Here is a 10,768-nt window from a genome sequence, read left to right on the forward strand (position 1 = left end):
CGCAAGTTTATTTCAGTGTGGCCCCTTCACACGAGGGCAGCGGCATTTTACACTCCACAGCAAGACGCGTAAATCTATAATTTTATTTGTAATTTTATTACTACAAGAGGTCAAAATGTCACGTAAAGTCTTTTATATCTCAGATGGGACGGCGATCACGGCCGAGGTTTTTGGCCATGCGGTACTGTCTCAATTTCCAGTTGAGTTTGAAGCACTTACTATTCCATTTGTCGAGACAACCCAGAAAGCCGAGGCGGTAAAAGCACAAATTAATGATTGTTTTATTACAACAGGCGAACGACCACTTGTGTTCCATTCCATCGTAAAAGCCGAGATTCGAGACATCATCTATAGCAGCGAGTGCATCGACTACGACTTCTTGAACACCTTCGTCGCCCCGCTGGAAGATCAATTGGGCGTCAAGGCGGTCCCGGTTACCCACAGAACCCACGGCAAGGCCAATCACAGTTATGAGGCGCGTATCGACGCCATCAATTACGCCATGGAAAACGACGACGGCCAGACCCTGAAACATATCGACAAGGCCGACATAGTGCTGCTGGGCGTATCACGTTGCGGCAAGACCCCCAGCAGCCTCTATCTGTCGATGCAGTTTGGTATCAAGGCTGCCAACTATCCTTTTATCGAAGATGACATGGATAACCTTAAGCTGCCCGAAGTACTCAAGAGAAATAAACACAAGCTGTTTGGCCTGACTATCGATCCGGTGCGCCTGCATGAGATCCGCCAGAGCCGCATGGAGAACAGTCGCTACTCTTCACTTAGACAGTGCCGTATCGAGGTGAAAGAGGTAGAGATGATGTATAAGCGTGAGCGCATTCCTTTTGTTAACACCACCAATCATTCGGTGGAAGAGATTGCCACCAAGATCCTGGATGTTACCGGCCTAGAACGTCATATGTTCTAAACAGACGGTCATAAAGGGCAAGCGAAAGGCCCCAAATGGCAAGCTAACTGCACAGATGTAGACAAATACCGGAAATTTTCATCTGTTTACCCCTGTGCAGCTAGCAACTATTCGTTATAATCCGAGGCAATCAGGCGAAAGCCAAGACAAACGCTCGGTATATTGAATGACCATTAAAACAGACGAACTACGCACCACATTACTATGTAAGGCCATTTCACCTGCTAAACTCGCATCTGAATACCCGCTTACTCAAGACGCCGCCGACTACCTGGTTCAACAGAGACGTGAAGTTGAAGCCATTCTCACCGGTGAAGACAAACGTCTTCTGGTGATCATCGGTCCCTGCTCTATCCACGACACTCAGGCCGCCATCGACTATGCCAAGCGCCTGGCCGTGCTGCATAAAGAGCTTAAAGACTCACTCTGCATCCTGATGCGCGTCTATTTCGAGAAACCCCGTACCACTGTCGGTTGGAAAGGGCTAATTTCCGATCCGGATCTCGACGGTAGCTTCAATGCCAACAAAGGCCTGCGCCTGGCTCGTCACCTGCTGCAAGAGATCACCGAGCTTAATCTGCCTATCGCCACCGAATTTTTGGATATGGTCAACGGTCAGTATATTGCCGACCTCATCACCTGGGGCGCGGTTGGCGCTCGCACCACAGAGAGTCAGATCCACCGTGAGATGGCCTCGGCGCTCTCCTGTCCAGTCGGCTTTAAGAACGGCACCGACGGCAACATCAACATCGCCATCGATGCGGTGCGTGCCGCCAAAGAGCCACACATCTTCTACTCGCCCGATAAAGATGGCGCCATGGCCGTTTACCGCACCAGTGGTAACCCTTATGGTCACATCATATTGCGCGGCGGTAAGCAGCCTAACTACCATGAGGCCGATATTCAGGCCGCGGCGCAGAAGCTAAAAGAGGTGGGCCTGTCTCACCGTATGGTAGTAGACTTTAGCCACGGTAACAGCCAGAAACAGCACAAGCGTCAGCTCGAGGTCGCCAAAGATATCATGGCACAGGTAGCCTCAGGTTCGACGGCGATCGCCGGCATCATGGCCGAGAGCTTTATCGAAGAAGGTAACCAAAAGGTGGTGGCGGGTGAGCCGCTCACCTATGGTAAGAGCATCACGGATGCCTGCCTCGACTGGGCCGACTCAGAGCAGCTGCTAAGGGATCTTGCCAAGGCTTCTAAGGCCCGCATGGCAAAACTTGGCTAAGCGAATTGAGTACACGATAAAAAAGGCTTCTTCGTGAAGCCTTTTTTATTGCCATGAAAGGCGCCACATTACCGGGTTACAGCGCTGTCATTTAGCCGTGATTGTCAGTATAATCCGCCGGTTTTTTTCAATGCATAACCTTAAGGTTGCCGTATGCCCCTAACCGATACAGAAACTCAGTATTCTGAGGCGATTCGCGCCCGCATCGCACAGTCAGAAGCCCGAGTGATCAAAGCGATTTTTCCCTCTATCACCAACCACCACAATACGCTCTTTGGTGGCGAGGCGCTGGCCTGGATGGATGAGACCGCCTTTATCGCCGCCACACGCTTCTGCCGCAAGACCCTAGTGACCGTCAGCTCAGACCGTATCGACTTCAATAAGTCAATTCCCGCCGGCACCCTGGCTGAGATCATCGCCAACGTTATCTATGTGGGAAACACCTCCCTCAAGGTTGAGGTCAACATTTTCGTGGAAGATATGTACCAGGATCATCGCGAGCACGCCATTCGCGGCGTCTTTACCTTTGTGGCCCTGGATGACGAGCGTAAGCCCACTAAGGTGTGGAGCGAAGGCTAGCCTCCAAAGTGCTTTGTGTCGGTAGGCAAATGCCTGCCGACCTAGCTGTAAAACCTTTCTTGCTTCACGGCCCCAGCTCCCATTCTTCTGCTCCAGCTCCTGTTTCGCTACTACCTCACCCTTTTTCTACCTCCCCCTTTTTCGACTTCGCCTTTCTATTTCTCGAACGCCCAAATCATTGGCACGCCCGCATCCATATTAGACTTAAGTCTAATAATTACTTGTAAAAACGAAAAAATCCCGCTGCCCAGGCACAAAAGTATTAGAATACTGAGTCATTTATCTGTTACATTGACTTTACCTTCAAGTGCAACAAAGATAATCAAAAAGCAATGAAGCTAGAAAATTTGCACATCATCATCGCCGATGATCACCCGTTATTTAGAAATGCGCTGCGCCAGGCACTGAGCGGCGCATTTGCCGACACCCAGTGGTTTGAAGCCGATAGTGCCGAAGCCCTACAAAGCCTATTGGAACAAGGCGACACCGCCTATGACTTAGTCCTGTTAGACCTGCAGATGCCGGGCTCCCATGGCTATTCCACACTGATCCACCTAAGAACCCATTTCCCCGAGCTGCCTGTTGTGGTGATCTCCGCCCATGAAGATGCCATGACCATCAGCCGCGCCGTCCACTATGGCAGCGCCGGATTTATTCCAAAATCCGCCTCTATGGACACCCTCTCTGAGGCCCTCACCTCAGTGCTATATGGCGATATCTGGCTGCCGAGCAACATCGAATTACAAGAGATAAACGAAGATGCCACGGATCAGATGGCGGCCAAGCTCGCCGATCTCACGCCGCAGCAGTATAAGGTGCTACAGATGTTTGCCGAAGGCCTGCTCAACAAGCAGATCGCCTACGACCTGGGTGTCTCCGAGGCGACCATCAAGGCCCACGCCACCGCCATTTTTAGAAAACTTGGGGTAAGAAATCGCACCCAGGCGGTGATCGCCTTGCAGCAGCTAGAGATGGAAAAAGTCGAGCTTTAACCTAGGTGGAAGATCCTAGGATCTTCCCTTAGCTCCCTGCCAATTTGTAAGCGCAAAAAGATCTCAGCCAAAAGACACCCGCATTCCGCAAGATAACATAAGCGCCTAAGGCGAATAACTGGCGAATAACCGAATCTGTCGCCTGCTTTCGATAGCACCTGTCTACGGCATTCCATTCAAGATTGATAGCAACGAATAAAGTTATCTACGGCATACTCTGCGTAAATGTTTATTTCATCAGATGTAAGAATTTTTCCACCGTATAAGGCTTCGAAATGACGATTTCCCTTTAATGCACCAAGAAATTGTTCACTCGCTATGGCTAAATCTGTGATGACGAGTTTGTCCATCGCTTGTCGATGCATCAAATAATCCTGTAATGCCTGTTGAGAATGGCCTGAACTTCGCTCAAGAAAAAATGCCACTAGTTCCGGTGCGCTTTTTGTCTGCGTCATCAGTAAGCGCGCTAACTTCAAGAGTTCAGGGTGATAGATAAACGCCAAATATTTCAACGCGAAAGACATTAACTCTTCCCTAAATGCTCTATCGGCATTTACGTCTATGCTTAACCCCAGTTGCAGGCGTTCGGTCAGTTCAACAACCACGGCTTTTAACAGGCCTTGCTTATCATTAAAGTAGTTATACAAGGTAAGCTTTGAGCCACCACAATGCTCTATCAGTTGATCTAGGCTGGTGCCTTCATAGCCCTGCTCTAAAAAGAGTTCTGCGGCTACCTGCAAATACTTCTGCCGCTTTTTCAAACTCGATGGTCGCATAGATGCCTCCTCTAACTTTTGATACCCGATAGTACACTTTTTTATAGGATAAGGTTGCATCCTTTTCGAACGATAGATGTGATACTGAACGGTACAGTATTATATCTATGGTCATCATCATGAAACAACTCCTTCGCAAAACACAGAGCAATAAAATCAAAAAAGCAATAATTATCAGCAGCATGATGTTATTCGCTTCCCTGTTTTATTATTACCAGTTCCCAAAAGCAGGCTTGATCAGCACAGATAACGCCTATGTTCAGGGGGAAATTTCGCAAGTGAGTACCGAGGTATCGGGCATTATTAATCACGTCTACATAACCGATAACCAATATGTAGAAGCGGGTGAACTGCTGGCACAAATTGACGACAGAGATTATCTGGCGCAATACAATCAAGCCAAGGCAGGACTGTCCATGGCGCAGGCGGCAATTGCCAATATAGATGAGCGTATAAAGCTACAACAGATATCGATAAAACAGGTATCGACTCAGATAGACTCGACTATGGCCGATGCGGTATTTCATCGGGCAGAATGGCATCGACTGCAAAACCTGTTAGATAAGGAACTCATTTCTCAATCACAGTTTGAAGCGCAAACCAATAAGACCAATCAGGCGAAGGCCAAACTGGCCGCGAGTCAGTTGCAGTTGAGTTCAGCCAAGCAGCAACTCAATACCCTCAGGAGTGACAAGGCTCGTTTGGTTGCCCAAGCCGAGCAGGCCAGCGCCTTGCTGGCACTGGCCAAACTAAGGTTAGAAAATACACAGATCAGAGCCCCAATTGCCGGCATCATAGGTAATCGTGCCCTGCGCGCCGGACGCTTCGCCAGTAAAGGGGCTCCCCTGCTGACTATCGTTCCCGTCGAAGCTATCTGGATAGAGGCTAACTATAAGGAAACCCAGATCACCGATATACTCCCGGGGCAGCTTGTGGAGGTGACGCTCGACAGCTTTCCCGAGCAACACCTTGAGGGACGGGTAGTGAGCATTGCGCCGGCGACAGGAGCACAATTTGGTTTACTGCCACCGGACAATGCCACGGGCAACTTCGTCAAGATAGTACAACGCGTTCCCATAAAAATTACCTTCAAGATCCCAGAGGCACTGCGGGGCCGTATCGTGCCGGGTCTCTCAGCAGAAGTGACGATTAATACCAAACATCTCGACGGTAAGTCCTCATGAATAAACCCTTTATAACGATTCTGCTCTTAGCACTACTGGCGATTTTCCCCCAGAGTGTAACCAGTCAAATCTATAGCAACAGCGCCAGCCAGATAGCGGCGAGTATCGGCCTGTCGCTGGATGAAGCCAGCTGGTTTAACACACTCAATACCTTTGGTTTACTGATTGCGCTTCCGCTCGGCGCATGGCTGGCTCGTCGTTTCGGCTATCGGCAGCTATTTCACATCGGTGCGGTGCTAGGCCTAATCAGCACGCTCGTCAGCAGCCTAAGCATGCAGGCTGCTCCTCAGATGTTGAGTTGGTTTGGCCACGGCGTCTCGGCGAGCCTGCTAGTGCTGTTCGCCCACGCCATCATCTTAAAGAACCTCAGCTTCAGGGCTATCGCCTTGGCCGAGAGCCTAGTGCTGCTGTTGGCGGTATTAATTCCGCTGGGTATCTACCCATACCTACTGTCTACCCTGGCAGAAAACAATCTGTGGCGGTGGGCTTTTTCACTACAGCTAGTGCCCTTCTTACTCATGCTCGGCTGGGCACGATATGGTCACTGGCCCCATCAGGAAGAGACACAGGAGATCGGCTTTAACTGGATACAAGCCCTGTTGCTGACGATCGCCAGCTGTGGCATTGCCTACATACTGCTGCGGGGCGAACGCTTTGACTGGTTTGAGGCGCCAAGCATGGTCTGGATCGCACTGCTCACCGCCTCGGCAATTGCGCTATTAGGCTTAGCAATAAGAAACCGCTGGGGACCTGGCCAATATCTAGACGCAAGTGTCTTGGCCAGCCGTATTGGCAAGCTGAACATGTTACAAGCCGCCGTCGCGGGGTTTGTCGTATTGGCCATCTCCATGCTCACCTCTGTGTATATGACGAAGATAATGCAATACAGCGCCGCTAACGCAGGCTATATCAACCTCATCGGCTTTGTCGGTATGCTGGCCGGCCTTGGTATTGCATTCTTTGCCACCAGCAACCCCGACCGAGATCCCTTCAAAGTCGTCCCCATAGGGATCGTCATGATGATGGGTACCTGTATTTGGCTAACGGGAAGCAATGCCTTTATAGCCAGGCATATCTTTGGCCTGCAATATTACTTAAAGGCTTCGCCATAGGACTGCTAAACATCACGCTGACCATACATATTCTGCGTAGTTTACCTAGGCAGCACCTGCTCGAAACGATCGCCTGGTTCTATCTATTTCGTAATCTAGGGTCATTGTCTGCCATAGGCGAGTTTTCTCGTTTCATGACGATAGAAACCAGCAACGCCATGCAAAAGTTAGCCGAAAACTATGACCCTCTAAACGAGACATTCATTCACCACCAACAGCTGATCACTGCCAGCCTACAGCAGTCGACGCTGGCGCCGACGCCCGAGCGCTCGGCCCTGCTGTTGATGAGCCAACTTAAGACGCAGGCGCTGTCTGTGGCCGGAGTGAACAACTATCAATGGTTAATCGCTACCACGCTGGTCATCATACCCAGCATGGTACTCACCATGAAATGGGCTAACCGCGCCACGACTTAACCTTGGAAATACTTGGCATGAAACCTGAGGTGGTCTTCGATAAAGCTGGCGATAAAGTAATAGCTGTGATCATAGCCCTCCTGCATGCGCAGGATCAGCGGATACTCCTTCTCCTTGGCTACCGCAACCAAGGCTTCGGGCCTTAACTGCTCCTCGAGGAAATTGTCACTGCTACCTTGATCGATAAAGATCGGCAGATCGCATCTGGCTTGCTTCATCAACTCACAGGCGTCATAGGCCAACCATTCATCACGGTTCTTACCTAAGTACTGACTAAAGGCCTTCTGCCCCCATGGACAGTTAATGGGGTTAACGATAGGGCTAAAGGCCGAGATAGACGTGTAACGTCCTGGATGCTTAAGGCCTATGGTCAGGGCGCCATGGCCGCCCATGGAGTGGCCCGCTAGCGCTCGCGCCTGGGTCACAGGAAAATGTGCTTCGATAAGCTCGGGCAACTCCTTCACCACATAATCGTACATCTGATAATGGGCCTGCCAGGGTACTTGCGTCGCATTGAGATAAAATCCGGCGCCTTGGCCCAGATCATAGGCGGCATCATCGGCCACCTCCATCCCTCTCGGACTGGTATCGGGCGCGACAATCGCCATACCAAGCTCTGCCGCAATACGCATGGCACCGGCTTTTTGCATGAAATTTTCATCCGTGCAGGTCAGACCCGACAGCCAGTAAAGCACAGGCACCTTCTGTTCGCTGGCCTGGGGCGGCAGATAGATAGCAAAACGCATGGCGCAATTTAGTACGCCAGACTGGTGCTGATACTGTTTATGCCAACCACCGAAACACTTGTTGCTGCTGATATTTTCTATGGTCATACTCTCATCCCTAAAGGGCACAGACGCTAGCGTCTGTGCCCTGTCTAAACCAACTAATGTTATCGATTGAAATGCACTACAGAGCGGATACTCTTGCCTTCATGCATAAGCTCGAAGGCGGTGTTGATCTCCTCCAGCGCCATGGTGTGGGTGATAAAGTCGCTGAGCTTAAACTCGCCGCGCAGATACCTCTCCACAATTTCAGGCAGTTCTGAGCGTCCTTTTACGCCGCCAAAGGCGCTGCCACGCCAGACTCGGCCGGTAACCAGCTGGAAGGGACGGGTCGAGATCTCCTGGCCTGCTCCGGCAACGCCTATGATCACAGACTCACCCCAGCCTTTGTGGCAACACTCGAGCGCCGAGCGCATCACGTCCACATTACCGATACACTCGAAAGAGTAATCCACCCCGCCGTCGGTCAACTCGACAATCACTTCCTGGATAGGCTTATCGTAGTTTTTAGGATTAATGCAATCTGTCGCACCTAGCTGACGGGCCAGTTCAAACTTGCTGTCGTTGATATCGATGGCGATGATACGACTCGCACCCGCCATGGTCGCGCCTATGATGGCTGACAGGCCTATGCCACCTATGCCGAAGATGGCGACACTCGCCCCCGGCTCAACCTTGGCCGTATTGAGCACAGCGCCCATGCCAGTGGTCACGCCACAGCCCAGCAGACACACCTCTTCCAGTGGCGCCTCTGGGTTTACCTTAGCCAGCGAGATCTCAGGCAGCACAGTATATTCAGAAAAGGTCGAGCAGCCCATGTAGTGGAAGATCGGCTGACCGTCCTTAAAGAAACGTGTGGTGCCATCTGGCATCAATCCCTTACCCTGGGTCTCACGGATCTTCTGACACAGATTAGTCTTACCCGACTTGCAGAACTTACACTCGCCACACTCTGGGGTGTACAGCGGAATCACGTGATCCCCTACCGCCACACTGGTCACTCCCTCACCGACGGCCTCGACGATACCGCCGCCTTCATGGCCCAAAATTGCCGGGAAGACACCTTCAGGATCGTCACCAGAGAGGGTAAAGGCATCGGTATGGCAGACGCCGGTGGCCACTATCTTCACCAAGACCTCACCGGCCTTGGGATACATCACATCCACCTCTTCTACCGATAGCGGCTGGCCCGGACCCCAGGCGATGGCGGCCTTAGATTTAATAAACTTGTCTGTCATCTCGCTTACTCCAATTAGTGTCTGTATCTGTGTATCTGTCTGCCCACTTCAATGTAGTCGCTGACCATTACCTTGTCTCGCCAGCAGTTACATCACGGTGGATTTGATCATTTGAGTCCATTTTATTTATTTCACACAAAATGATAATCTCTATTTTTTACAAATGATTTTTACCATATGGTAATAATAGGTTTTGACCATGCATGAGTGGGAAGGGGTAAGCGAGTTTGTCGCTGTGGCGGAGACCGAGAGTTTTACTCAGACTAGCAAGCGCTTAGGGATCTCCACCGCCCAGGTGAGTCGCCAGGTAGGTGCGCTGGAACAAAGGCTAGATACCAAGCTGCTGTATCGCACCACACGTAAGGTCTCTCTGACAGAAGAGGGTCACCTCTACTACCGACACTGTCGTCAGGTACTCGATGGCTTGGAAGAGGCAGAGCGCGCCCTGAGTAGCCTAAGGGGCTTGCCCCAGGGGGTACTGAGGATGACGGCGCCCGTGGCCTATGGCGAAAAGTACATTATGCCTATCGTTAACGACTTCCTGCTCGCCTACCCCAACGTCGAGGTCGATATCACCCTCACCAACCGTCAGGTGAGGCTGGTGGATGCGGGCATAGATCTGGCCATTCGCATCGGCAAGTTGGCCGATTCCAGCCTGATCGCCAAACGCGTCAGCCAGCGCATCAACTATGTCTGCGCGTCGCCCGATTACCTCAAGCGCTTCGGTGAGCCCCATAGCCTGTCCGAACTCAGTCAACACAACTGCCTTATCGGCAACCATGACTACTGGCGCTTCATCGAGCAGGGCCGAGAGCGTCAGCTAAAGATAAAGGGCAATCTCAGGTGCAATACCGGCCACGGTCTGAGAGACGCGGCCCTTAAGGGGCTGGGGCTGGTCCAGCTGCCCAACTATTATATCGGTCAGGATCTTAAAGCCGGGCACCTGGTGTCTGTGCTCAACGCTTATCAGGAACCTAACGAAGGTGTCTGGGCACTCTATCCACAGAACCGCCACCTCTCGCCCAAGGTAAAATTGATGGTGGAGTTTCTCGGCCGCGCCCTGCCCTGAGTCTGCACTTTTTTGAGAGCATAAAAAACGCCCCTCCATCTGATATGAAGGTGCGTTTAGCTTGTTACAGCACTTAATTGAACTAACTTAGCGTCTAAAGTTAACGTCCTAAGTTAACGTCTTAAGTTAACATTGTAGTGGCATAGTGAATTTGGCCACCTGAATAGACGAAGTGATAGATTCACTTCCAGAGAAAAGGTGGTAGAAATGATGAACACAAGACCGACATTCAGTGCAGAGTTCAAATTAGAAGCTGCGCAGCTGGTAACGAAACAGGGATACAGCATAACTGAGGCTGCAAACGCGATGGGCGTGAGTCATTCAGCCATGCGTAAATGGGTAAACCAGCTTCGACAGGAGAAGCAAGGCGTATCCCCCAAAGGCGCACCGCTCACCCCCGAACAACAGCGGATCCGTGAGCTGGAGAAGAAAATCCGCCGCATTGAAGAAGAGAACACCAT

12 protein-coding genes are annotated in these 10,768 nt (G+C 51.2%); 9 read left to right on the plus strand and 3 right to left on the minus strand.

The genetic code is table 11. The features are described 5' to 3' along the window. The first annotated feature begins 115 nt into the window (after positions 1-115). The 4 genes from L1D47_RS13160 (at position 116) to L1D47_RS13175 (ending at position 3,727) form a co-directional block, all read left to right on the plus strand. Positions 116-928, plus strand: coding sequence for a pyruvate, water dikinase regulatory protein (locus L1D47_RS13160; protein ID WP_239885440.1), 813 nt, complete (start codon positions 116-118; stop codon positions 926-928). A 166-nt stretch (positions 929-1,094) separates the two neighbouring features. Continuing rightward, entirely contained in the window at positions 1,095-2,156 is a 1,062-nt protein-coding gene (locus L1D47_RS13165; RefSeq protein ID WP_239885442.1) for a 3-deoxy-7-phosphoheptulonate synthase, read from the plus strand. A gap of 153 nt (positions 2,157-2,309) precedes the next feature. Beyond that, positions 2,310-2,735, plus strand: a complete 426-nt coding sequence (locus L1D47_RS13170) for an acyl-CoA thioesterase (RefSeq protein WP_041511660.1) — start codon at positions 2,310-2,312, stop codon at positions 2,733-2,735. A 332-nt stretch (positions 2,736-3,067) separates the two neighbouring features. Beyond that, positions 3,068-3,727, plus strand: a complete 660-nt coding sequence (locus tag L1D47_RS13175; RefSeq protein ID WP_041511661.1) for a response regulator transcription factor — start codon at positions 3,068-3,070, stop codon at positions 3,725-3,727. Between the two features lie 176 nt (positions 3,728-3,903). On the opposite strand, the gene L1D47_RS13180 is transcribed toward L1D47_RS13175, so the two are convergent. Further along, the gene (locus L1D47_RS13180) at positions 3,904-4,503 is read right to left on the minus strand and encodes a TetR/AcrR family transcriptional regulator (RefSeq protein WP_239885444.1); all 600 of its coding nucleotides are present in this window, start codon (positions 4,501-4,503) and stop codon (positions 3,904-3,906) included. A 182-nt stretch (positions 4,504-4,685) separates the two neighbouring features. Here L1D47_RS13180 and L1D47_RS13185 point away from each other — a divergent pair, with 182 nt between their 5' ends. The 3 genes from L1D47_RS13185 (at position 4,686) to L1D47_RS13195 (ending at position 7,215) form a co-directional block, all read left to right on the plus strand. Continuing rightward, positions 4,686-5,687 (plus strand): HlyD family secretion protein, encoded by a 1,002-nt coding sequence (locus tag L1D47_RS13185; protein WP_239885446.1) that lies wholly within the window; start codon positions 4,686-4,688, stop codon positions 5,685-5,687. Then, positions 5,684-6,799: an MFS transporter gene (locus L1D47_RS13190; RefSeq protein WP_239885448.1), complete on the plus strand. Its 1,116-nt coding sequence runs from the start codon at positions 5,684-5,686 to the stop codon at positions 6,797-6,799. The genes L1D47_RS13185 and L1D47_RS13190 overlap by 4 nt, the downstream gene beginning before the upstream one ends. 134 nt (positions 6,800-6,933) lie before the next feature. Further along, positions 6,934-7,215, plus strand: coding sequence for a hypothetical protein (locus tag L1D47_RS13195; protein ID WP_239885450.1), 282 nt, complete (start codon positions 6,934-6,936; stop codon positions 7,213-7,215). Here L1D47_RS13195 and fghA read toward each other — a convergent pair. Both fghA and L1D47_RS13205 read right to left on the minus strand, forming a co-directional pair. Further along, positions 7,212-8,048, minus strand: coding sequence for an S-formylglutathione hydrolase (fghA, locus tag L1D47_RS13200; RefSeq protein ID WP_239885451.1), 837 nt, complete (start codon positions 8,046-8,048; stop codon positions 7,212-7,214). The genes L1D47_RS13195 and fghA overlap by 4 nt on opposite strands. Positions 8,049-8,107: 59 nt before the next feature. Further along, entirely contained in the window at positions 8,108-9,238 is a 1,131-nt protein-coding gene (locus tag L1D47_RS13205) for an S-(hydroxymethyl)glutathione dehydrogenase/class III alcohol dehydrogenase (RefSeq protein WP_041511664.1), read from the minus strand. 199 nt (positions 9,239-9,437) lie between these two features. Between L1D47_RS13205 and L1D47_RS13210 the strand changes: the two genes are divergently transcribed. Both L1D47_RS13210 and L1D47_RS13215 read left to right on the plus strand, forming a co-directional pair. Continuing rightward, positions 9,438-10,307, plus strand: a complete 870-nt coding sequence (locus L1D47_RS13210) for a LysR substrate-binding domain-containing protein (protein ID WP_239885453.1) — start codon at positions 9,438-9,440, stop codon at positions 10,305-10,307. Positions 10,308-10,514: 207 nt separating this feature from the next. Further along, positions 10,515-10,768 (plus strand): transposase (locus L1D47_RS13215; protein WP_239885455.1); only part of this gene is annotated, 254 nt, incomplete at its 3' end.

The sequence above is a fragment of the Shewanella sp. Isolate7 genome (assembly GCF_022398425.1).
Taxonomy (GTDB): Bacteria; Pseudomonadota; Gammaproteobacteria; order Enterobacterales; family Shewanellaceae; genus Shewanella.